General features: G+C 65.7%; 19 protein-coding genes. 18 read left to right on the top strand and 1 reads right to left on the bottom strand.

Features of this window, described 5'->3' with window-relative positions; translation table 11 throughout:
* The first annotated feature begins 13 nt into the window (after positions 1-13).
* Genes flgM through V7D81_RS01080 form a run of 3 tightly spaced genes read left to right on the top strand, consistent with a single transcriptional unit; the run spans position 14 to position 1,450 of the window.
* Entirely contained in the window at positions 14-304 is a 291-nt protein-coding gene (gene flgM, locus V7D81_RS01090) for a flagellar biosynthesis anti-sigma factor FlgM (protein ID WP_324313913.1), read from the top strand.
* A complete protein-coding gene (gene flgN, locus V7D81_RS01085) occupies positions 301-726 on the top strand; it encodes a flagellar export chaperone FlgN (protein WP_324313912.1) in 426 nt (141 codons plus the stop codon). Before flgM ends, flgN begins: the two co-directional genes overlap by 4 nt.
* A complete protein-coding gene (locus tag V7D81_RS01080) occupies positions 713-1,450 on the top strand; it encodes a glucosaminidase domain-containing protein (protein WP_324313911.1) in 738 nt (245 codons plus the stop codon). Before flgN ends, V7D81_RS01080 begins: the two co-directional genes overlap by 14 nt.
* On the opposite strand, the gene flgA is transcribed toward V7D81_RS01080, so the two are convergent.
* Positions 1,433-2,170 (bottom strand): flagellar basal body P-ring formation chaperone FlgA, encoded by a 738-nt coding sequence (gene flgA, locus V7D81_RS01075; protein ID WP_324313910.1) that lies wholly within the window; start codon positions 2,168-2,170, stop codon positions 1,433-1,435. The two genes, V7D81_RS01080 and flgA, sit on opposite strands and share 18 nt — an antisense overlap.
* Here flgA and flgB point away from each other — a divergent pair.
* From flgB to V7D81_RS01000, 15 genes are all read left to right on the top strand, one after another.
* On the top strand, positions 2,169-2,531 hold the full coding sequence (gene flgB / locus V7D81_RS01070; RefSeq protein ID WP_324313909.1) for a flagellar basal body rod protein FlgB: 363 nt from the start codon (positions 2,169-2,171) through the stop codon (positions 2,529-2,531). The two genes, flgA and flgB, sit on opposite strands and share 2 nt — an antisense overlap.
* Positions 2,532-2,537: 6 nt before the next feature.
* Positions 2,538-2,963, top strand: a complete 426-nt coding sequence (gene flgC / locus V7D81_RS01065) for a flagellar basal body rod protein FlgC (protein WP_324313907.1) — start codon at positions 2,538-2,540, stop codon at positions 2,961-2,963.
* A 4-nt stretch (positions 2,964-2,967) separates the two neighbouring features.
* Positions 2,968-3,630 carry a flagellar hook capping FlgD N-terminal domain-containing protein gene (locus V7D81_RS01060; RefSeq protein WP_324313905.1) on the top strand — a complete coding sequence of 221 codons (663 nt, stop codon included), beginning with the start codon at positions 2,968-2,970 and terminating at the stop codon, positions 3,628-3,630.
* A 37-nt stretch (positions 3,631-3,667) separates the two neighbouring features.
* Positions 3,668-4,855 carry a flagellar hook protein FlgE gene (locus V7D81_RS01055; protein ID WP_324313903.1) on the top strand — a complete coding sequence of 396 codons (1,188 nt, stop codon included), beginning with the start codon at positions 3,668-3,670 and terminating at the stop codon, positions 4,853-4,855.
* Between the two features lie 10 nt (positions 4,856-4,865).
* On the top strand, positions 4,866-5,594 hold the full coding sequence (locus V7D81_RS01050; RefSeq protein ID WP_324313901.1) for a flagellar basal body rod protein FlgF: 729 nt from the start codon (positions 4,866-4,868) through the stop codon (positions 5,592-5,594).
* Positions 5,595-5,643: 49 nt separating this feature from the next.
* A complete protein-coding gene (flgG, locus tag V7D81_RS01045; RefSeq protein WP_324313900.1) occupies positions 5,644-6,432 on the top strand; it encodes a flagellar basal-body rod protein FlgG in 789 nt (262 codons plus the stop codon).
* Positions 6,432-7,094 carry a flagellar basal body L-ring protein FlgH gene (gene flgH, locus V7D81_RS01040; RefSeq protein ID WP_324313899.1) on the top strand — a complete coding sequence of 221 codons (663 nt, stop codon included), beginning with the start codon at positions 6,432-6,434 and terminating at the stop codon, positions 7,092-7,094. The genes flgG and flgH overlap by 1 nt, the downstream gene beginning before the upstream one ends.
* An 11-nt stretch (positions 7,095-7,105) precedes the next feature.
* A complete protein-coding gene (locus tag V7D81_RS01035) occupies positions 7,106-8,233 on the top strand; it encodes a flagellar basal body P-ring protein FlgI (RefSeq protein WP_324313898.1) in 1,128 nt (375 codons plus the stop codon).
* Between the two features lie 4 nt (positions 8,234-8,237).
* Positions 8,238-8,627, top strand: a complete 390-nt coding sequence (locus V7D81_RS01030) for a rod-binding protein (protein WP_324313897.1) — start codon at positions 8,238-8,240, stop codon at positions 8,625-8,627.
* Positions 8,628-8,657: 30 nt separating this feature from the next.
* A complete protein-coding gene (flgK, locus tag V7D81_RS01025) occupies positions 8,658-10,037 on the top strand; it encodes a flagellar hook-associated protein FlgK (RefSeq protein ID WP_324313896.1) in 1,380 nt (459 codons plus the stop codon).
* 22 nt (positions 10,038-10,059) lie between these two features.
* On the top strand, positions 10,060-10,971 hold the full coding sequence (locus V7D81_RS01020) for a flagellin N-terminal helical domain-containing protein (RefSeq protein WP_324313895.1): 912 nt from the start codon (positions 10,060-10,062) through the stop codon (positions 10,969-10,971).
* Positions 10,972-10,994: 23 nt separating this feature from the next.
* Entirely contained in the window at positions 10,995-12,059 is a 1,065-nt protein-coding gene (locus V7D81_RS01015) for a hypothetical protein (protein WP_324313894.1), read from the top strand.
* Positions 12,060-12,454: 395 nt separating this feature from the next.
* The gene (locus V7D81_RS01010) at positions 12,455-20,062 is read left to right on the top strand and encodes a carboxypeptidase regulatory-like domain-containing protein (RefSeq protein WP_324313893.1); all 7,608 of its coding nucleotides are present in this window, start codon (positions 12,455-12,457) and stop codon (positions 20,060-20,062) included.
* A gap of 32 nt (positions 20,063-20,094) precedes the next feature.
* A complete protein-coding gene (locus tag V7D81_RS01005; RefSeq protein WP_324313892.1) occupies positions 20,095-23,175 on the top strand; it encodes a transglutaminase-like domain-containing protein in 3,081 nt (1,026 codons plus the stop codon).
* Positions 23,166-23,615, top strand: a complete 450-nt coding sequence (locus V7D81_RS01000) for a hypothetical protein (protein ID WP_324313891.1) — start codon at positions 23,166-23,168, stop codon at positions 23,613-23,615. Before V7D81_RS01005 ends, V7D81_RS01000 begins: the two co-directional genes overlap by 10 nt.
* Positions 23,616-23,995: the final 380 nt, after the last annotated feature.

Below are 23,995 nucleotides of genomic sequence, written 5' to 3'. Positions count from 1 at the left end.
GCGAGGCACCCGTATGAGAATCGTTCCAGGCATCGCCGGCGCTGAAGTCGCCGCACCGGCCGCGGTGGCTGAAGTCACCCGCGCCGACACCCCGGCCGCAGGCGCGACGGCATCCGCCGCCGGCGGCGAAGCGCTGCAGTCCGCCGTGCTGCAGCCGGCGATCGCCGCGCTCGACGAACTGCCGGACATCGATCATGCCCGGGTGGCGGCATTGCGCGACGCGCTGGCGAAGGGCGAACTGCCGTTCGATGCGCGCCGGCTGGCCGTGCTGATCGAGTCGTATCACCGCAGCGGTGGCCAGTGAAGCAGCGCGAGGCATTCAGCCGGATCTTCGCGGGCATGCGCGCCGACCTGCACGACTACCGGGATCTGCGCGAGTTGCTGGAGGCGCAGTTCCTCGCGGCGCTGGAGCATCGCAGCGCGGACATCTGCGACATCGGCGCGCGCATCACCGCGCTCGCCGCGACGCTCGAGCAGCGCCGCGCCGAACGTGCGGCGCTGGCCGCGCTGCTCGTGCCGCGCGGCGGCCGCATCGCGATGCGCACGGTCGCGCAGCGGCTGCAGGGCGCGTCGCGCTCCGCCTTCGATACGTGCTGGAGCGCGCTGGAGACCGCGGTCAGGGACTGCAAGGATCTCAACCTGCGCAACTGCCGGCTGCTCATGGATCAGCACGACATCATGCAGCGGGTGCTGCATGCGGAGCCGGACACCTATGCTCCGGCCTGATTTCGCTGCCGCGCGCGTCGCCGCGACGCTCGCGCAGGAAACCGCGCGGATCGCGCTGCCGCTGGGCGATGCGGCGGCCGGCGGTGCGCGCAGCTTCCAGGCGTTCTTCAACGACGTCCGCCGCGACGTGACCGGCTTCATCGCCGGCGGGTCGGGCGTGTCCGGTGCGCTCTCGCTGAGCGCCGAAGGCCATGCGCACCGCACGCAATTGCAGAGCGGCAGCGCGCCCGCGGCCGATCGTGCGCAGCAGGAGGAATTCATCGCCGCCATCGCGCCGTGGGCGCGGCAGGCGGCCGAGCGGCTGGGCGTGGATGCGGAACTGGTGACGGCGCATGCGGCGCTCGAATCGGGCTGGGGCCAGCGTCTGCTGCGCGCCGGCGACGGCAGTCTCACGCACAACCTGTTCGGCCTGAAGGCGGGCGCCCGCTGGCAGGGCGACGTCGCCAGCGTCCTGACGACGGAAGTGGAAGAGGGCGTTGCCGTCCGCCGCAACGAAAACTTCCGCCGCTACGCCGACCGCAGCGATGCCTTCGACGACTATGCGCAGCTGCTGCTGCGCACGCCGGGGTATGGCGCCGTGCTGAACGCCGGCGGCGATGCCGGCGCCTTCGCCCGCGGGCTGGCGCAGGGCGGCTATGCCACCGATCCGCAGTACGCGCAGAAGATCGAACGCGTCGCGCGGCAGGTGCGCGAGATCGGCCTGCCCTCAGCGGGAGGGCGGTGACGTGGGCGCATCCACCGGTTCGACCGTGTTGTCGCCGATGACCCGTGCGCGCAGGGTGTTGCCGTTGGTCTTGTTGCGCACCGTCACGACGTCGTCGCGCCGGCCGTTGCCGAGCGCTTCGCCGGCCACGTGCACTTCGACGCCGGTATTGCGCGCCACGATGTTCACGTCAGCGCCGCGCTTCACCAGCATGGGCTCGATCAGCCAGCGCCGGCTCACCACCTGCCCGCGCCGCAATGCGCGCCGGCTGGACTTGCCCTCGATGGCGGCGGGATCGGAGAGCGCGTCGGCGACGTTCGCCAGTTCGCGCCGTTCGATGGCGAGCGCGGCGGCGTCGATGATGCTGCCGGCGCGCACGTCCGCGGCGGCGACGACGACGTCGGCCGTCACGGAGCCGCGCACGATGAACTCCGCGCTCCATGCAGCGCCGGCATCGTCGCAGGTCGCGGTGAAACGCATGCGTGTGACAGAACGTGTGTCGAGTGCGTCGATCCTCGCATTCTGCGTACAGGGTTCCACTGTATTGCGAGGCAACGCCGCAACTTCGACTGAAGGTTTGCGCAGGCCTGCCGTTGCAGCGAGGTCGACGAGGTGCATTCGCGCGGCCCGCTCCACGGCGTCGCGCAGGGCGGCAGGTGATTCGGCCTGCGCGGCGCACGCACACGCCAGCAGTGCGACGAGCGGCAGGTAATTCGGTTTTCCGGACGAAGGTAGACGCATGGCCATCCAGTTCGACAAGGCATTGGGACTTCACGCCGAGGCGCTCAGGTTACGCGCCGAACGCACCCGGGTGCTCGCCGCCAATCTTGCCAATGAAAGCACGCCCGGCTACCAGGCGCGCGACATCGACTTCGCCGCGAGTCTGCAGCAGGCGCTGGAGGAAACGGAAGCAGGACCGTCGTTCGGCGCCGGTTCCGCCGATCCGCTGTATCGCGTGCCCAATCACCGCTCGCAGGACGGCAACACCGTCGAGCTGGGCGTGGAGCAGGCGGCGTTCTCGCAGAACGCCTCGGATTTCCAGGCCAGCCTGACCTTCATCAACATGAAGCTGCGCGGCCTGAAGCAGGCCATCGAGGGATAACCACCCATGTCGTTCAGAAACATTGCCGACATCGCCGGCTCCGCGATGAATGCACAGAGCGTGCGGCTCAACACCGTGGCGAGCAACCTGGCCAACGCCAATACCGCCGCGGGCAGCGAGGCCGACGTGTATCGCGCCCGCAAGCCGGTGTTCGCCGCCGTCGCCGATCGCCACGGGCTGAGCGGCGAACAGATCGCCGGCGCGTCGGTCCGCGTGCTGGACGTGGTGCAGAGCACCGAGCCGGTGCGCAAGGCGTTCGAGCCCGACAACCCGCTGGCCAACGAGGAAGGCGTGGTGTTCTACCCGAACGTCAATCCGGTGGCCGAGATGACCGACATGATGGCGGCCTCGCGCGCATTCGAGACCAGCGTCGAGGTCATGAGCCGCGTCAGATCGATGCAGCAGTCGCTGCTGCGCATGGGAGAGGAGTAAGCACATGGCCATCCCCGGTACACAGAACACGCAGAACAATCCTGCGGGCGCGGGCGCGGGCGCGAGCGCCGGCGTCAGCAGCAACGGCGAAGTGTCGCAGCTGTTCACGACGCTGCTCGTGGCGCAGATCAAATACCAGAATCCGCTGGAGCCGCAGGACCCGAGCCAGTTCGTCAGCCAGATGACGCAGCTGAGCCAGATGGAGGCGCTGCAGGCGCTGACGGCGCAGGGCAGCGCCGGCAACGCCATGCTCGAAAGCATGCAGGTGATCGCCCTCGGCGGCCAGGTCGGTTCGCAGGTCGCCGTGGCCACCGGCGAGATCGTCGTCGGCGCCGAGCCGATCGAAGGGCGTTTCACGCTGGCCGACGGCAGCGCCGACGTGGCGCTGGTCATCAGCAGTCCGACGGGCCGGCAGCAGCGCATCGCCTTCGGCACGCGCGCCGCGGGCGACGTCGCGTTCAGCATCGATCCGCAGGCGCTCGGCCTCGCGCCGGGAACCTACTCGGTGCGCGTCGAGGCGGCGAGCGGCGAGGAATCCGTGGTCGAAGTCACCGGCACGCTGCGCAACGTGCGCATGTCGGCGGCCGACGGGCTGGTGCTCGACGTGGCCAACGTCGGCCAGGTCCCGCCCGCCGCGATCACGGCCTTCAACGGCCGCGCCAACTGACACCCGCAGTCATCAGACACTTTTCAAGGACCCCTCCATGAGCTTCAACATCGCCCTGTCCGGCATCAACGCGATCAACACCGAGCTGAACACCATCAGCAACAACATCGCGAACTCGGGTACCTACGGCTTCAAGTCGAGCCGCGCCAATTTCGCTTCGATGTATGCGGGCACCCAGCCCACCGGCACCGAGGTGTCCTCGCTCACGCAGAGCATCGAGATCGGCGGCGGCGTGCTGACCACCGGTCGCGGCATGGACGCATCGATCCAGGGCCGCGGCTTCTTCGTGACGCGCGACACCACCGGCGCCGAGGTCTACACGCGCGTCGGCATCTTCTCCACCGATGCGAACGGCTACGTGGTCGACAGCTTCGGCCGGCGCGTGCAGGGCTATGCCGCCGTGCCCGGCGCCACCACGCTCGGCGCCATGGGCGACCTGCAGGTCGCGACCGGGCAGATTCCGGCACAGGCCAGCACGACGCTGAACTACGTCGGCAATCTGTCCGCCGACTGGACGGCGCCGACGGTGACGCCGTTCGACCGCACCGATCCGCTGTCCTTCAACGGCTCGCTGGTCTCCGTGGTGTACGACTCGCTGGGCGTGCAGCACAGCGTGACGCAGTACTTCGTCAAGAGCGGCGTCAACCAGGCGACGGTGCACTACACCTTCGACGGCGTCGATCAGCCGGCCACGACGGTGCTGGACTTCGACACCAGCGGCCAGCTCGTCGCGCCGGCCGGCGCCGTGCCGATCGCGTTCGGCACGCCGCCGGGCGCAGCGCCGCTGACGGTCGCCATCAGCTACGCCGGCACCACGCAGACGGCCGGTGAAGCCACGACCAGCACCAACGCGGCGAACGGCTACGCCTCCGGCACGTTCCTCGGCGTGCAGCTTTCATCCGACGGTTCGGTGCTGGCGCAGTACAGCAACGGCCAGAAGCAGAGCATCGGCACCATCGCGCTGGCGACGTTCCCGGCCGAAGGCCAGCTCGTTCCGATCAGCGATACCGCGTGGACCACCTCGACGGAATCCGGCGCGGCGCTGTACTCGGCGCCCGGCAGCGGCATGGCGGGCCGGCTCACGCCGGGAGCGCTGGAGCAGTCGAACGTCGACATGACGGCGCAGCTCGTCAATCTCATGTCCGCGCAGCGCAACTACCAGGCGAACACCAAGGTCATCTCCGCCGAGAACGAGATGATGCAGACCCTGATGCAGGCGGTGTGAGCGGGCCGCCATGGATGCATTGATCTACACATTGATGAGCGGCGCCGAGCGCTCCCTGCGCGCCCAGCAGCTGCACGCCAACAATCTCGCCAACATCGAGACCAACGGCTTTCGCGCCGACCTGGAACTGGCGACCAGCGAAGCCGTGACCGCCGGTTACGGCTACGACACGCGGCACATGAGCCGCCTGGAAGCGAATGCCGTCGCCGCGCGCGAAGGCGCGGTGCGCCAGACGGGCCGCGAACTCGACGTGGCCATCGCCGGGCAGGGCTACTTCGCCGTGCAGTGGGGCGATGGCGAGGCGTACACGCGCGCCGGCAATTTCACCGTCGATCGCGATGGCGCGCTGACGCTCAACGGCCGGCCGGTGCTGGGCGACGGCGGTCCGATCGTGCTGCCGGAACACTCGGCCATCGGGATCGGCGCCGACGGCACGATCTCGGTGCTGCCCGCCGGCCAGACGCAGATGCAGGCGCTCGACCGGCTGAAGCTGGTCAGACCCGCTGCCGATGCGGTCACGAAGAATTCCGCCGGTCTCATCGTGGCCCGTTCCGGCGAGACGCTGGCCGCGGACGACACCGTGCAGGTGCGCAGCGGCCACCTGGAAGGCAGCAACGTGTCGGCGATCGAGGAAATGGTCGCCACCATGAATCTGAATCGCGAGTTCGAGATCCAGATGAAGCTCTATCGCGCAGCGGACGCCATGGCGGATGCCGGCAACCGGCTGATCCGCGAATGATCCGCACCGCCGCCGCCACCGCACGACATCAGTACATCAGGAGACGACCATGAATCCCGCCCTGTGGATCAGCAAGACCGGCGTTCAGGCCCAGGACGCGAAGCTCCAGGCGATCGCCAACAACCTGGCCAACGTCAACACCGTCGGCTTCAAGCGCGACCGCGCCGTGTTCGAAGACCTGTTCTACCAGGTCGAGCGCCAGCCGGGCGCGCAGAACGACGACAACACCGTGTCGCCCTCCGGCGTGCAGCTCGGCAACGGCACGCGGCTCGTCGGCACCCAGAAGGTCTTCACGAACGGCAGCCTGCAGACCACGGGACAGTCGCTCGACGTCGCCATCGTCGGCCAAGGCTTCCTGCAGGTCGAACTGAGCAATGGCGAAACCGCGTACACGCGCGCCGGCCAGCTGCAATTGAATGCCGACGGCCGCATCGTCAATGCACAGGGATTGCCGCTGACGCCGGACGTGACGATTCCGGCGGAAGCCACCGCGGTGACCATCGGCGAGAACGGCATCGTTTCGGCGACCGTGCCCGGCTCGCAGGCGCCGGTGCAGGTCGGACAGATCACGCTGGCGAACTTCGTCAATCCATCCGGCCTGCTGGCGCTGGGCGACAACCTCTACCAGGAAACGGTGGCCAGCGGTGTGCCGACCGAAGGCGTGCCTGGCGAGGATGCCTTCGGCAAGCTCAAGCAGGGCGCGCTCGAAGCATCGAACGTGCAGGTGGTCGAGGAGATGGTCGACATGATCGCGGCCCAGCGCACCTACGAGATGAACACCAAGGTGCTGTCCGCGGCCGACAACATGATGCAGTACCTGGCGCAAGCCGTCCGCTGATGAACACCGGTTGCCAACGCGCGGGCGTTTTCGTGGCGGCGCTGCTGCTGTCGGGCTGCATCATGCGCCCGCCGCGGCCGCCGTCGGACGAACCGCCGCCGCCACCACCCGTGGCCGCCATGCCGAAGGGCGAGGCGGGCGGTGTGTTCACGACGCAGATGCCGTGGACGCTCGTCACCGACAGTCGCGCATTCCGGCCGGGCGACGTGCTCACCGTGGTGTTGCAGGAGACGACGCAGGCGCGCAAGAGCGCCGACACCAGCATCGGCAAGCAGAGCAGCATCGCCATCGACCCGGTGGTGGTGGGCGGCGACGCGCTCGATTCCGACTTCAGCGTCTCGGGACAGCGCAAGTTCGCCGGCACGACGACCAGCACGCAACAGAACGCCCTGCAGGGAGCGATCACCGTGATCGTGCAGGAAGTGCTGCCGAACGGGCTGCTGCGGGTGCACGGCGAGAAGAGCCTGTATCTCAATCAGGGCGAGGAGTTCGTGCGCGTGGCCGGCTACGTGCGCGCGCAGGACATCGACAGCGCCAACCGCGTGTCCTCGCAGCGCATCGCCAATGCGCGCATCGCCTATTCCGGCCGCGGTCCGCTCAACGACGCCAACTCGCCCGGCTGGCTGACGCGCTTCTTCACCAGTCCCTGGATGCCTTTCTGATTCCGATGGCCATGAACACACGCCACATCGCGACTGCGCTGCTGACGGTCCTGGGCTTCGCCGCGATCCCGGCGTACGCGGTGCCCGACAGCGGCCGCAGCGCCAGGCCGCTGCGCTCGCTCGTCAGCGTCGAAGGCGTGCGCGAAAACCAGTTGATCGGCTATGGACTCGTCGTCGGCCTGCAGGGCACGGGCGATGGCACGCAGGTGAAGTTCGCCGGCCAGTCGGTCGCCAACATGCTCAAGCAGTTCGGCGTGAAGATTCCCGAGGACGACAATCCGCGGCTCAAGAACGTCGCCACCGTGATGGTCGGCGCGGTGTTTCCGCCCGGCTATCGCAAGGGACAGCGGATCGACATCACGGTGTCGTCGATGGGCGATGCCAAGAGCCTGCGCGGCGGTCTGCTGCTGCTGACGCCGCTGCGCGCGGCCGACGGCGAGATCTACGCGCTGGCGCAGGGCAACCTGGTCGTCGGCGGCGTCTCCGCACAGGGCGCCAGCGGTTCGAGCGTCACCGTCAACTCGCCGACCTCGGGCCGCATTCCCAACGGCGCCACCATCGAGCGCGAGATCGACAGCGACTTCGACACGCGCCCGACCGTGCTGCTGAGCCTGAAGCTGCCCAGCTTCCAGACCGCCACCAACATCGTGCAGGCCATCAACAGCCGCTACGGCGAAGTGGCGAGCACGCGCAACGCCACCAGCGTCGAAGTGCAGGCGCCCGCCAATCCGACCCAGCGCGTCGCCTTCGTGGCGAGCCTGGAGGCGATCACGGTGGACGTCGGCGATGCCTTGCCGCGCGTCATCTTCAATTCGCGCACCGGCACCGTGGTGATCGCGGAAGGCGTGCGGGTGCGTCCCGCCGCCATCTCGCACGGCGCGCTGAAGGTCGTGATTTCGGAATCGCCGCGGGTGAGCCAGCCGGCGCCGTTCGGGCGCGGCGAAACCACGGTCGTGCCGCAGTCCGACGTCAGCGTCGAACAGGATGCCGGCCGCATGTTCGCGTGGCCCGCGGGCGTGGAGCTGCAGGCCATCATCGACACCGTCAACAGCACGGGCGCGACGCCGGACGACCTGATGGCCATCCTGCAGGCGCTCGACCAGGTCGGCGCCATCGAAGGCGAACTGATCGTGATCTGATGCCATGACCCGCACGAACCTCGACATCGCTTTGTCCAGCGCCCCGCCCTCGCCGGCGCAGCCGCAGATCCGCGCGGCGGCCGACGACATCGCCTCCGCCGATTACGTGGCCAGGGTCCAGGCGGCCGCGGAGAAGTTCGAAGGCTTCTTCATTGCCCAGATGCTGCGCCAGATGCGCCAGAGTTCGCGCGAGATGGCGGGCGAGGACAGCGTCTTCAACAGCCGCAACGGCCAGGAAATGCTCGACATGGCGGACGTCGCGCTGGCGGATTCGCTGGCCGGCCGGCGCGCCTTCGGCATTGCCGATGCGATCGTGCGGCAGCTGCTGCCGCCGCCGCCGCCTGCCGCGGCAGGACTTAAGACATCGACTGCGCCGGTCGCCTCTTCCGACTGATGATCCCTTGCAACGGCGACAGGTCCTGACATGACGCTCATCCACAACGCACTTTCCGGCGCGCTCGCCGCGCAGGCCGCCCTGTCGGCCACCAGCCAGAACGTCGCCAACGTGATGACGCCGGGCTATACGCGCCAGGGCATCCTGCTGGCGTCGGTGCAGCCGCTGCAGAGCGGGGCGCTCAGCGCCGGCAGCGGCGTCACGGTGCCGTCGCTGCTGCGCTTCAGCGACAACTACAAGAGCCTGCAGTTGTGGTCGGCCGCCGCCGAACTGGGGCAGCGGACCACGGCGCAGCCCTATCTCACGCAGCTCGAACAGGTGCTGGGCGAGGACGAGTCCGGCATCAACAGCGGCCTCGACGCGTTCTTCGCCGCGCTCAACGCCGCCAGCGTCGAACCGACGTCGAGTCCGCTGCGCCAACAGGTCATCGGCACGGCCGATGCGCTGGCGCAGCGTTTCAACAGTCTCAACCAGGTGCTGTCGAACCAGCGCGCGTCGGTCGCGCAGCAGCGCCTGACCGCCGTGTCGCAGGTCAACACGCTGTCGGCGCAGATCGCCAAGCTCAACTCGGAGATCGCGCGCACCCAGGGCACGGGCGTCAATCCGTCGGGTCTCATCGACGAGCGCGACAGCAAGATCGACGAACTCGCCAGCCTGGTCTCGGTGCAGGTGGTGGAGCAGGCCGACGGCACGCGCAACGTGTCGTTGCGCGGCGGGCAGCCGCTGGTGGTCGGCGCGCGCGCCGCGACCATGCTGGCCGTCACCCATCCGGACGGCTCGCAGACGCTCACCGTGAAGTTCGCCAGCGAAACGTTCTCGCTGCAGTACACGCGCCTGGGTGGCCAGATGGGCGGCCTGGACGATTTCGAGAACAACTCGCTGGTGCCGCTGATGCAATCGATCACCGACATGGCGCAGCAGCTGGCCGACAACGTGAACGGCCAGCTGGCCGCAGGCTATGCGCTCGACGGTTCGCCGGGACAGCCGCTGTTCCAGTTCGACTCGACCGGCGTCACCGGCGTATTGCAGGTGCGCGCCGGCGTGATCGCCGCGGATCTCGCCTTCTCGTCGGATCCCGCGGCGCAGGGCAACAGCGACAACCTGCAGCGGCTGATTGCGATCCAGAAACAGCCGGTGATCCTGCCGGCGCTCGGCTCGGTGTCGCTCGCGGACGCCGTGACGCAGCTGGTGGCGCAACTCGGCATGGACAGCCAGCAGAACACGGCGGCGCTGGCGACAGCGCAGACGGTGCGCAACCAGGCCGAGGAGAGCTGGAAATCGACCAGCGGCGTCAACCTGGACGAGGAGGCCGCCAATCTCATGCAGTACCAGCAGATGTATCAGGCGAACATGAAAGTGATCGCCGTCGCCAACGAGCTGTTCGCCAGCACGCTCGCGGCGCTGGGCTAGGCTACCCCGGAGAATTCAGGCCATGAGAATCGCCAGCACCCAGTACCACACGACGATGAACACGGCGCTGCAGACCGCCTCGTCGCGGCTGCAGAGCATCCTGCAGAAGATGGCGAGCGGCGAACGCTACTCGCTGCCGTCCGAGAATCCCATCGCCAATGTGCGGCTGTCGCGCCTGACGCGCGAAGAAGCGCTGCTGGATCAGTACCTGGACAACATCTCGACGCTGCAGGGCGCGATGTCGCGCAACGAGGCGGTGCTGGCGGGCATGTCGGCCGACATGCTCAGCGCCCGCGATCTGCTGGTGTGGGCTGCCGACGGCAGCAATACCTCGGACGACATCATCGCGGTGTCGGGTTCGCTGCGGCCGCTGCTGGAGAGCATGTTCTACAACACCAACACGCTCGACGCCGAAGGCCGCTACGTGTTCTCGGGCACGGTGACCGATGCGCCGACGCTGACCTACGATCCGCTCGCGGCGGTGGGAGCGCGTTACACGGCGACGGGCAACACCGCCGAACAGCTGGTCGTCGTCGGCAACGGCATCACGCAGCCGGCCAATGTGACCCTGCCGGAAATGGCGGTCATCATGAATGAGCTGGAGTCGATCCTCACGACGCTGCAGACGCCGGGCATCAACGTCAACGATCCGGCCGTGCGCGCGCAGATCGGCGCGGCCATGAACGCGCTGGACGAGGCCATCGAAACCAACAGCGGCAAGATCGCGCGGCTCGGCGGCTCGCAGAACATCCTGGCGACGCTGCAGAGCAATCACGGCAACGTCAGCCTGTCGAACAAGCAGGCCGCGCTGGTCATCGGGCAGCTCGACTACGGCGATGCGGCCGTGAAGATGAACGGCTACACCGCGGCGATCCAGGCGACCCAGAAGGCCTATTCCCAGGTCAGCCGGCTGTCGCTGTTCGAAGTGCTGTAGACACGATCGCACAGCGCCGCGCCATGCAACTTGCACTGATCGATTCCGGACGCCCGGTCGCCCCACGTACCACGCCCGAGCGGGTGGCGACCACGGCGCGTTCCGAGCCGGCGCCGCCGGTGACCCCGGTCGAGGCGGTGCGCGCACCGGATTCTCCGCTCCAGTCGACGCGGCAGGCCGCCTCTCTTCGCGGCGGCCTGACAGGCGTCGATACGCAGCTCAACCAGCGTGTCGCCACTGCCCAGCGCACGGTCGAGTTTCTCGATCGCGCGGCGGGACAGCTGCAGGGTCTGAGGAGCGCGTTGACATCGCAACTGACGCCTGCGGGCGAACCCTCGACGGCGGATCTTGCGAGACAGATGCGCCGCTTCGAGGCGCTGTGGCGCGAGCGGCCGGCGGCGACGGGTGGAACGCTCGACGGCCGGCTGGCACAGGTTGCGCCCGGCGACGCGCGCCAGACATTCACGGTGCGCGGGCTTTCCCTCGCCGCGCTGCGGACCGCTGACGCGGAGACGCTGTACCTCGCGGTCGGCGGACGCACGCAGCATGCCGCGGCCGTGACGATCGAGCCCGGCCTGTCCGATGAAGCCATCGTGCAGCGCTTCGACCGGGCGCTCGCACCGAACGGCATCCGCGCAGCGCGGGACGCGAACGGAGAACTCGGCTTCAGCGTGCCCGAGACGGCGTGGTCGACGACCCGCGATGCACTGGCCATCAAGGGCGAAGGCCGACGCTTTCCCACCGGCCAGTTCGCGACGGCGCGCATCGTCGCGGAAGAACCCGTCATCCGCCCCGATCGGTGGAGCGCGGACAACCCGCCCGCCCGGCGCGACACCTTGCAGAAGGTCGTCGATGCGCTGGAGGCGATTCGCAACGCGCAGCGATCGGCGGCGCAGGCGCTCATGACCGGGATGGAGTCGCTGCAACCGCCATCGCAGGCCGATGCGACCTGGAGTACGGAATTCGTCCGGACGTTCGAAGCCACGGCCGCGCGCGGCGATTATCAGTCCCTGTCCGCGCTGTCGCCTGCGCTGCTCGGCATCCATCGCGAGCGCGTGGTGGCGCTGCTGCGCGCTGCGGCGGGGTGAGATCGCCCGTTTCGGGATGAAGTCGATCAATGCGTCCCTTCCTCCGCGCAGCGGGGGAAGGACAGGATGGGGGTGTCAAGTTAGGCAGCGCAGCGTGCGCTGGAAGGCTCCTTCCCGCGCTCGTGGCCGAGTTGTGAGGGAGTGATTTGACCAGAGGTGCCAAGTACGGCCCATCGGTCTTGACTCATCAGCAGCCGCGTTGCATCTTCCCGGCCCAGGACGACGGGCAGCAAACAACGACGACACGCCCGCGAGCGATGACCAGGGATGGTTGCTCTGATATCTCCCTGCAGCGCCTGTGTACCGCATCGATGCCATGGCATTGATGTTCGTGCTGCCGTCGTGCACCGCGGATCGGGTGTGCGAGCGATGGACTCGCGTGGGAGGAGCGACGGATGGCGAAGATCTACCGTGTACTGGCGGTGATATGGATGTGCGCGCTGTGCGCGCTGGATGCGTCCGCGAGTGCTGACTGGTTGCTCAGCCAACAGCAGGCCGACGGATCGGTCGCGAGCGCAACCGATGTGGCTATTCCATTTCAGAGTTCTGCCGAGGCGGTACGCACGCTGCGTGTGCTGGGACGCGAAGCGAGTGTCGGGCCCGCACAGGCCTATCTTGGTGTCGAGACGTACCGCGGTACCGAGCATCTTTCCCGGCAGATCATCGCTGCAGCCGATGCCGGCAGTCCCACCGGCCCACAGATTTCGGAACTGCTCACCCATCAAAACAGTGACGGTGGTTTCGGCGAACTGCCGGGCTACCAGAGCAGTCCGCTCGATACGGCGTTCGCGCTTGAGGCCCTGGCGGCAAGCGGCAACCTGGCTCATGCCGCTACCGGCTACGCGGTCGGGTTTCTTCTGCAGAACCAGCGCAGCGAGGGAGGATGGAGCCTCGGCGAGGCGGCTTCCGATCTCTATGTGACCTCGATCGTCGCCCGTGCGCTGCATGCCTATCGCGCGAGATTCACTGCCGTGTCGTCCGCGGTCGGCAATGCCACGGGTTTCTTGCTGTCGCGGCGCGTTGCGGATGCGCTGTGGGGTGAGGATGCGCTCAGTGCACAGTCGCTGCTGACGCTGGCGACGGTGGTGGCCGATGTTGGTGCGCTGCAGGCGAGCGGCACGGCGCTGCGCGCGCGACGCTCTGCCAACACGAGTTGGTCGAACGATGTCTATACCACGGCGCTTGCGCTGCGCGCGCTGTATGTCTTTGATGCGCGCGTCGGCGGTGTCACGACGCCGGAGTCGGGCGGGGTCGTGACGGGTCACGTGTTGCGCTCCGGTACGTCGGCGCCGATCGAAGGGGCGGTCGTGACGAGCGCGGCGGGTGGGCAGGTGCTGACCAATGCCGAAGGCCATTTCGCGCTGTCGGGAATTGCGGCGGGCGAGACGACGCTCACGATCGGCAAGGCGGGCTACGCCTCGGTGTCGCGCGCCGTGTCGGTCCGCAACGGTCAATTCACGAATGCGGGCACGGTGCTGCTGGCGCAGTTGCCCCAACTGGCCCTCGTTCGCGGACGGATTGTGGATGCGCATGATGGCAGCGTACTGGGCGGCGTGAATGTATCGCTGTCGGGTCCGGGTGTTGCGAGCGCAAGCAGCAATGCCCTGGGCGAATTCGAGATTGCCAACCTGCCGCCCGGCAGCTACAGCGTGCGCTTCGAGCGCACGGGTTATCGCTTGGCCAATGGCATGCTCGATGCACCTGCCGGGTCGGTCACGGCCATCCAGCAAGGACTCACGCGCGACGGTGCCTTCCTGGATGAGTCGCCGATCGATGTCGCAGGTCGCATCGTTGATGGCATCTCGCGGCTGCCACTTGCCGGTGCGCAGCTCACGCTCGATGGCGTGGCCAGCGGCGCGTCGGGCAACGATGGCTCGTTCGAACTGGCGGCACTGGCCCGTGGCAATCACCGCCTGGAAATCGGCGCCGCCGGGTATGCGGGCGCAAGCTATTCCTTCCTGCTGCCGGCGGGTGCGGTCGCACCGCTCGGGGATCTCGCGCTTTATGCGGCAACGCCCGAGGTGGCCGCGACCACGCTGACGCTCACGGGTGTGGTGGTGGATGGTCTCGACAACCGGCCGCTGCCGAACGCCACCATCAGTATTGCTGCCTCGGGAGCAACGCTCACGTCGGATGCCCAGGGTCGCTTCGTCGCGTCGGGACTGACCGAGCTGTCGTTCGATGTGCTGGTTGCCGCAGAGGGCCATGAGACACGTTCGTTTGCGCTGACGGCGTCCGGGTTCGGTGAGGTCAACGGCACGTTTGCGTTGCCGCCGGTCGGCGGTGATCCGCAAGCCACGGCCTCGACGTTGCGCGGTTTTGCGCGCGACTCGGTGTCGGCGGAGCCGCTCGGCAACGTGAGCCTGCGCATCGCTGGGACGAATGCCGCCGCCGTCTCCGCGGCGGATGGTTCTTTCGAGATCGCCGGCGTCGACGTGCACGAGTTCTCGCTCAGTGCATCGCTGTCAGGCTATTCGGAGAGCCGCTACGAGATTGAACTCGCCCAGCATGGGACCTACGCCATCGATGTGTCGCTGGTGCGCGAGCCGGGTGCGGTGGCGGACCTGTTCGATGTGGTCTCGGTGGTCGCGACGGCGACTGGGACCGGCGCGAATACGCAGCAACGTTTCGTCGCACGGGTAACGAACCTCAGCGATGGGGATCGCTCGGCGCTGGTGATTGCCGATGTGTTCGATGCTTCGGATGCACAGGTGGCGAGCGTGACGCCGTTTGCCGTCGGTACCGAGACGCCGGCGACGTTGTTCGGGTTCGCGGCAGGTGAGTCGCTGGATCTGGAGATGGCCTGGAACACGGCGCAGTTCGCGCCGGGTCAGTACCGGATGCGCGTGCGCGTTGTCGAGCCGGGCACGGTGACGCGCGAACTGCCGAGCGGTGTGGTGCTCGCCCTGGGAGAGGGTGGCGGCACGGTGACCCAGACGTTGGCGATCACGGGCGGTCTGGCGCTGACTCCGCCGTTGGCGCAGTCCGGTTCGACCCAGCCGGTGCAGTTGTCCGCGCTCGTCATGAACCAGGGCAATCTGCCCCTGACGGGAGAGAGCTTCACGCTCAGCGTATTGGATCCGCAGTCCGGTGACCTGCTGCATTCGGCGCAGGCCACCGCGGCCCTGCTGGAAGTCGGCGACAGCGAGATGCTCGAATTCGGCAGCTGGGTGCCGACGCGGGCAGGTGACCTGCCGGTGATGGTGGTCGCGCAGTCCGCGGCCACAACCGGTTCGGTGAATGGCGTGCTGTATGTCGGCGACAAGGCGACCGGCACGTTCACGGTGGATCGCTCGGTCGTGCCGATGGGCACGCAGACGGTGCGCGCCAGCATTTCGATGCGCGGTGTGGACGTGCGCACCGGCACCAGTACCGATCCGCTGTTCCTCGCGGTGAAAGAGGCGGTGCGCAAGGGCGGACTCTTTGTTGCTCAACAGGCGCCGCTGTGGAATGAGACGAATCGCTGTCTGGGATGCCATACCCAGACGCAGAGCATCATGGGTCTGGCCGCAAGCCTGGACAAGACGGACATCGACCGCGATGCGTTGCAGTACCTGTACAACGACATCGTCGGATCGCAGCAGGCGAACGGCGCCCTGCATGCCAGCCACCTGCAGCACGCCTCGGTGCAGACGGCGCTGGCAACGTGGTCGCTCAGCGCCTGGCCGGATACGCAGCAGGTATTTCGCAGCATGTACAAGGCGGCGAGCTACCAGCTCACGCGTCTGAGTACCTCGGGCACGCAGTCGTGGTGGAGCAACGATCACTGTGGCGCATGGTGGTGCAACACCGAAGGTCCGACCATGGCCGCGACCAAGGGCATCGCCGCGACGCTGCGCATGGCGCAGGAGCTGCAGGGGCAGTCGGTGCCGGACTACGGACTTGAGGCGGCGTACGAACTCGGCAGTCCCAATGTCATGGACGTTGAGCAGGCTGCCGACGGCACCCTGTGGTACCTCGAGTACAACAACGCGCTGTATGTTCGCAATCTGCAGACCGGAGAACGACGCACGGTCGCCACCGGCATCACCAATGCCTACGGCCTGGCGGTTGCGGCGGACAGTACGGCGTATGTGACGAGTGGCACCTCGATCCTGCGTTTCGCTGTCGACGGTACGCGCACCATCCTCGCGACGATCGGCGGTACCAACCTGCTCGATATCGTGCTGGGACCGGATGGGTTCCTGTATGTGTCGGACTATCAGGGCCATCGCATATTCAAGGTATCGCAGGCGGGTACGGTCACGACGTTCCTCAGTGGCGGGCTGCTGGCTCAGCCGGTCGGCCTTGTCTTCGACGAGGAGGGCAGCCTCTACGTTGCAAACTATGGACGCTTCAACATTCTGAAGGTCTCGCCGGCAGGCGTTGCCGCGCCGTTCGCACGCGGACTCGCGTATCAGCCGGTCTGGCTGCGCCGTACAGCCGACGGCACGCTCTACGCCAACTCGGCGGGCTACAGCAACAGCGGTTTCACACCGTCCGGGGTCTGGCGCATTGCGGCCGATGGCTATGTCGAGCGCATGGTCACCATGGACTCGATGAACTCCTACAACTACGGTGCGCTCGCCCTGATCGATGGCAATGTCTATGCGAGCCACGAGGCGAGTCGCCGTCTGTATCGCTTGGTCACCCAGCCGCTGGCGACGCCGCAGCTGACGAACATGCAGTCGGCGCTGGAGCGTGTGGTGCGCTATACGCTGGCGCGCTACACCGACAACAGTCAGTGGAACGATCTGCATGCCATGCGACTGATCACGCTGGCAGAGGCACGTCCCTACGTCAGCGATCTAGGCCTGCAGGCGCAGATCGACACGGCGATCACCTACATTGCAAATCTGCTGCGTCAGCGCCAGCGCGCGGACGGCGGCTGGGCCTACATCGTCAGTCGCACCGTGAGCGATCCGTACGCCACGGCGTTTGTGGGACTGGCGCTCGAGTACACGCATCCGTCGGTGAACGATCCGGCGATCCGCAACTCGATTACCTACCTGTTGAACCAGCAGCAGGCGGACTTCAGCTGGAACTACACCACCGGCGTATTCCCGACCAAGCTGGGGCCGACGAGCTTTGTGATGGCGTACCTGCCGCTCGCGCTGGAGCGACTCGGCGGTATCGATACCGATCTCACGGTCGTGATGCCGGCGGACGTGCTGCTCTCCAATCCGAGCCAGGCGCCGGCCTCACAGGTGGCCGTGACGGAGGGGACGCAATACAAATGGTCGCTGCAGGGCGTGACCAACAATGCCCGCACGATCAGCTTCGATGCGACGCTCGCCGATCTGGGATACCAGGAGGAACGCGCGGTTGCAGCGCAGGCGTACTTGGAGTTCAAGAACTCCTTTACCGAGGAGACGCTGCGCAGCGATCTGGTCATTCCGGTGGTGCGGGCGGCGAGTGACTTGGTGTTGGCGCTGAGCACCGATGAGCCGGCCTATGCCGCTAATGCGAACGTCGGCATCAGCAGCAACGTGACCAATGCGGGGCCGCCGATCACCTCGGGCGAGTTGCGGCTGGTCATCCGGGCGGCGGACGGTGCGCTCGTGGCCGATCTGGGTTCGGTGGCCGTGGGTGCGCTGGAAACGGGCGCGGCCGTTGTCGTCCCGTCGACCTGGAACACCGGCACCGTCCTGGCAGGTGGCTATGCCGTGCATGGCGAGTTGTACAACCAGGCCTCCGTTCTGGTGAGTGAGTCGCAGGCGTCGTTCCAGGTCGTGCATGTGGGCGCTGCCGCCGGGGCCAGCATTGCGACCGACAAGCCGGTCTATGCGGCCTGGGATGCGGTGCAGCTCAATGGTCGTATCCGCAACTTGAGCGAGAACGCCATTCAGGCGCCGACGACCGCGGAACTCACGGTTCGAACACCGTCGGGCCAGGTGATCTTCACGCGTACGTTCTCGTTGACCGAGCTGGGCCCGCAGGCACTGCGTGACGTGACTGCCACGCTGAACCTGTCGGATGCGGTCACTGGTGACTATTCCGTGGAGCTGGTGGTTCGCGATGGGTTCTCGCATGCAGTGGTAGCCACGGCGAGCGGCCAGTTTGCGGTGGAGCGCGATGAACTCCAGGCATTGCGCGGGCGTGTGTCCGTGCAGAGCACGCGGATCGAGCGCGGCGCAGCGAACGTCTGTATCGACACGGCGAGCAATGTGGCTGCTACTGCATATGCCGGCGTGGTGCTGACGCAGTCGCTCGTGAGTCTTGAGGACGGCAGCGTCGTGCAGACGGGTGAGGTGTCGCGTGACTTCGCTGCAAGGCAGGAACACGTGCTGACGCGCAGTGTGGCGACGACGGCGTTGCCGCTGGGCGGCTATGCCTGCGTGCTGAATGCGACGTACCAAGGCCGTACGGTGCAGATCGGTTCGGCCGGCTTCGAGGTCATCGCACCTTCGATCCAGCTGGAAGCGGTACTGAGGAGCGAGGGGGCAGGCCGGTTGCTGGTGTTGCTGGATGAGTCGAACGCCTGGCCGTGCACGTCGGTGAAGGACGTGGAGCTGTGGGCGCCGTTCCGGACGCGATTGCCGACGGATGCACGCATCGAGGTGGAACTGCTGGATGAGCAGGGTCGGCGGGGGGATGTCGAGTCGGGGGCGCTGGCGCAGTACCGCGGCGCGGTGAACCAGCGGAAGGGGGGCTCGGCGGACCTGAGCATCACGGGCGTCTCGGCAGAGGTGCTGACGGTGAAGATCGCGAGCAACAGCGCTCTGGGGTCGGGCTACCGGATGGTGGCGACGGCGACGGCGGAGTCGCTGCCGCCGCTGGTGGTGGAGAGCAACGTGATGGGCGAGAGCTGCGGCTGGAAGGCCGGTCACGGGGCGCGCTTCGGCGACTTCCATTGCTCGGGGGGCCGCACGCGCAGTGGCGGCAGCCTGCCGCCGCCGTTGCTGGGCTTGCCGACGCTCGCGCAACAGCGTGCGTTCCTGGAGCAGGAACTCGATGCGGCCGGTGAGTCCTACACGATCGTCACGGAGGATGAGGCGTTCGAGCGGCAGCTGCGTACCGGGGTGTACTCGCGCTATGCGCTCTTCGCCGAGCACGAGAAGCTGGATGAGCAGGTGCAGAAGGAACTGCGCGAGGCGGTGTATCGCGGCGAAGGGCTGCTCGATGCGGGCCAGCACGATCATCGTCATCACGGGTTCGATGCGGCGCTGGGGATCACCCCGCTCGGGCGGCAGGTGCACGTGAGTGCGGTGACGCTGGCGGCGCCATGGAGCGAGGCGGGCACGGCCTCTCTGAGCCTGGCGAGCGAGGCGCTGCGCATCCGGTTGAACGGGGCGCAGTCGATCGCCCGCTTCAAGAACGTGTCGAGCTACGACACCGCCGCGACCTCCTATAGCTATGGTCGGGGCAAGAGCGTGTATGTGGGCTATGACCTGCTGGCGGAGGCGACGCTGGCAGGCAGCACGAGTCTGCATGCGGCGTTGCTGCGCAATGCGCTGGTGCAGATCGCACCGAGCGATACGACTCGATATGCCGGACAGGTCGTGCCGCTGCGGCTCACGGTCACGAACCGTTCAACCGCCACGCCGGGTCGGGCGGTGCTGCCGCTGCCGGCGGGAGTGACGCTGATCGATCCGGTGGAGGCGGAGGTCGTCAACAACGCACTGGTGTGGACGTTCGATCTGGCGGCGAATGCGCAGCAGACGTTCACGGCGTGGGTGCGGCTGCCGGATCAGGCCGGGGCGGTGAACTTCGATGCGCAGGTGCAGTCGGGCGGCGGTGGCAGCTATCTGGATCAGGCGCATGCGCTCTTGAGCCTGCAGGCGCAGCCGCGCGCGACGCTGGCACAGGCGATCACGTTGTCGAAGACCAGCATCCGCTTCCTGGGAGCGTGGTTCTGGCTGGAGAAGACGCAGTGGTGGCTGGATCGCGGCTGTGAGGAGTTCGCGCTGGCGAGCCTGGTGCAGGCGAGTTCGGAGGCGATGCAGGCCTCGCATGCGCAGTCCGCGCAGCTGCGCCTCATGATCGATGGGGCGATCTGGGAACTGAGCAGGCGGGTTCAATGAACCAATCATTCTTGGTAAGAAGAAGAGACGGTATGGATATGAATATCGGCAGAGCCGAGAGCTCGAATGGATTCATGCGGACGATAGCGGGCATTGTGCTGGTCAGCTTCACAACAGTGACGGTATCGCCCTGCGTTCACGCGATGCAGCAGTACTCGGATCAGCAAGAGTTGCGTCGTCAGTGGGTCGCTCAGGAGCGAGAGAACGTCGGAAGGACGTTGGGGCGGGCGAAGGCGCGGCTGCAAGCGCTCATCGACAGAACAGGTCGTGGGTCGGGTCCAGGCTCTGCCTCGATTCAGTCGCTGCGGGCCGATCTCTCATCGTGGAGGCAGGACTACCGTCAATTGACCTCGGAAGTGAAGGCCGAACTTGATGGGACCACGGCTCTTCTCACCAGCAGGAATGTTCCCAAGGTCATTCTCGATCGACAGGCAGCAATGGTGCAGACATTTGCATCGCAGGCCCTAGCGGTGGAAGCCGACATCGATGTGATCCTCGAAACGCCTGATGATGCGCTCGCGCAGAAGAAGTCCAAAGACTTGCTGGACCGGTTGAATGCAACCCCGCTCGATCGATCGCACCAAAGCTTCGACTCAAGAAGGCTACCCAATGACTTGCTTAAGGCCGACCCGCAACGCAAGCCCAAGCTAACTGTGGATGCCTTCCAGGCGGCCTTGCTGACCGAGAACGAGGCAGCAGCGCGATACGCGCAGGCGACGCCGTTCGATCTCAGCCAACTTCCCGGAGCCAGCACCCCCACCTATCTTGAGCCAACGGCAGAAGTGTCGATTGATTCGGCAATCCGGGCCAAAGCGGAGGAACTCAACCGAGATCCTGTCGCGATATACAACTGGGTACGCAACAGCATCTATTTTCAGCCCACCTGGGGTGCAATTCAGGATGCTTCGCTGACACTGTCTTCTCGCCAAGGAAATGCGTTCGATATCGCCAGTCTCACGATCGCATTGCTTCGCGCTTCCGGCGTCCCTTCCAGGTACGTCTACGGAACAATCGAACTTCCTGAGGCGAAGTTCAGAAACTGGACCGGCGGCTTCGAATCCGTCCTCGGGGCAATCGATTTCAGCTCAGCTGGCGGCGTTCCGCTCGTAGCAGTGACGGCGGGCGGACGAATTACCAAAGTTCGCATGGAACATGTGTGGGTTGAGGCGGCTATCGACTTCGTGCCTTCCAGGGGTGCGCGCAACCGTGCAGCGGATACATGGGTTTCGCTCGACACAAGCTATAAACAATTCGAGTACCACACGGGTATTGATGCGCGCGAGGCAGCAGGAGTGAATCCGACCGCGCTTGCGCAGTCGCTGATTTCCTCGGCAACAATCAATGAGAGTGCAGGCTGGATTGACGGTTTAAACGGCAGCCTGCTGCAGAGATCGCAGCTGCAGGCGCGAGCAACCCTGGAGGCGCATGTTGGAAGCACTCTTGGGCAGTCTTCGGTTGGTGAAGTGTTGGGTGGCCGACGCATCGTTACCTTGACCTCTCCGACGCTACCGTCCGGATTGGCTAACCGGGTGCTGGTTGCGGGTGCCCGTTTTGCGGCTGTACCCGCCTCGCTTCAACAGCAGATCTCATTTGCTTTCGGCCGTGACATCGAAGGCGAGCCGGTCGACCCGCAAATATTTGCATTTGCGGTCACCAACGGAAGGCGGATAACGCTTTCCTTCCAACCCGCGACTCAAGCGGACAGGGATGCATTGTCTGCATTGCTTCCTTCGGGCGATGTCACAGATTTCAGTCAGCTCATAAGGCCCATTCCCGGCTATCTGGTTCGCGTAGTCCCGCAGATCAAGATTGATGACAACGTCGTGATGAGCGGCGCCTCGGTGAGTCTCGGGCATGAGATCGATTTTGTATTCACACCGAAATTCGTGAGTAGTGGTCCCAAGACCTTCTCCTACCGGCTACCCGCTGGTTCATACCTTGCAGTGGCATCGCTTGCAGGGTCCGTTTCCGATAGTCGACTAAGTCAGCAGCGGGCCGAACTCAGCCGAGTAGGAAATGCGGTCGAGATTCCAGGCAATCCGGATGCCGCACAGCTCACTCGCGATGATCTGCTAGGCGACCCCTACTATGCGGGCTTGCTCGCCTACTATGGCCAATATCAGGCGAATGCTCTGATGCTTGCCCGCAATGGAGGTGGTCATTTCGCATTGGGTGCGGGCGTGGGCACCTTTGGCTATGAGCCCGAAGTGGACTATTTCTTCGGAGTGCCACGCAGCATCAAGGCAGGTTCGTCTGTCTTCAACGTGCCGATGGTCAATATCGTTGGCAGTTCAACAGGAGATTCCAGCGTCTCGCGCTCGTTGACTTTGCAGATTGGAATAATGTCTTCGGCATTGGAACACGCCATTCCCGAGCAGATGGATCCAAATACGCGTGCCATCTCCGCAGCACGCGCCTTTGAGATCGCAGTGTCTCAGGGGCGGCGTATTGTCGGAGCAGATCAGTCAAATCTCGCGAGCGCCTTGGCGCAAGTAAGCTTGGCCCCCGAGGCGGCTCAAGAAGTGAGTGCAGCGGTTGCGGCAGGGCGGTTGGCGATCCTGCACACAGGGACAGTAAGCGTCCCCGGATGGACCGGAAGTGGCTACTTGCTCATCGATCCATCCACGGGAGCCGGAGCCTACAAGATCTCCGGCGGGATGAATGGTGGCTTTCAACAGGCTTCGGATGCCATCACGATCGCAGCTGCGGGTGCGTCCGGATTTCTGGAAGGTAGAACCGCCAACTATGTCGGCCGGGACTTTTGGTACTCCGAGCGCATGAAGTACCTTGCAAGAGTAGGCAATGCGACACAGGCGCTGGGATACGTGGGTTTTGCGCTCAATGCGATGACTATTTGGTCGGATGACACACTCTCAACCTCAGAGAAGATCCTGCGGGTATGCACTGAAATGCTCTTCTTTGGTATTACAAACTACCTCACTGGAGCCGTTGCAGCCGCGATAGCGGCTCCGATAGGAACTGTTGCGATCCCGCTGGTCGTCGGAGTGGCAATAGCGGCAGCTGTTTCTGTTGCCATGGCAGCTGCACTCCTAACTATCAAACTGATGTACTTCACCGCGCTTCGATTTCGAGGAGATCTCAGATGGGTGTAGTGCTGTGGATGATAGTGGCCGTGTTCAGCATCCTCGTGGCGTGGCTGTTGGTGCACCTATTCTCCATTGCATTCAAGCGTTGGCTGCCATTTGAGTTGGCGGTGGTTGATGGAGTGACGCTCGGCGATTCGCGTGTGCCGAAGGCCCAACAGGTGTTCTTGACGGTGCGTTACCACACGAAGGAAGGTGAGGGTGCGGTGCGCCTGTTGTTCTGTCGCAGTAATAGAGCGGCTGTCGAAAGGTCCAGGCGGTTTCACCGCCTCAAGGATTTCTATCAACCAGGGACCCAGTTTCGACTCTACCGTCCTCTGATTGGCGGGCGATCGGATTTCATTCCTGAATGTCCGGTGCTGCGGGTTGAAACGCTGCTCTTGTTGCTTGCTGTTTGGTGTTGCGGCGGCGTACTGGTCGGTGCGCTGATTGCCGTTCTAAGGAATTGAACTAACCCGGATTTCTCGTGCGCCGTGCCTTTTCACGGCGCACGAGAAATGCGGGCTAGGGGCGATGTCTTCATTCCTGGAACACGCAGTGCCTGAGCAGTTGCTTGGGGGCGCAGGCAGCAATCCGGTGAATGCGATCTCGGCCGTGAAGGCGATGAGTCTCGCTAGCGCAGCGGGCCAGCGTGTGTATCACATCACGCCGGAGAACCAAGGAGTGACATTGTCACGAATACACCATGATCCGGGTACGATGGCAGAGAGCTCTTCTGCTCTCGCAAGCGGTAGGCACGTGATAACGCACACGGACGCCGTAAGTGTGCCCGGCTGGTCTGGCGCTGGATACATCTTGGTCGATCCAGAAACGGGAGCCGCGGCATGGA

Source organism: Povalibacter sp. (assembly GCF_036735925.1).
Classification (GTDB): Bacteria; Pseudomonadota; Gammaproteobacteria; order Steroidobacterales; family Steroidobacteraceae; genus Steroidobacter.
The sequence above is the reverse complement of the archived record's forward strand: the minus strand, read 5'-3'. Positions and strand labels throughout refer to the sequence as shown.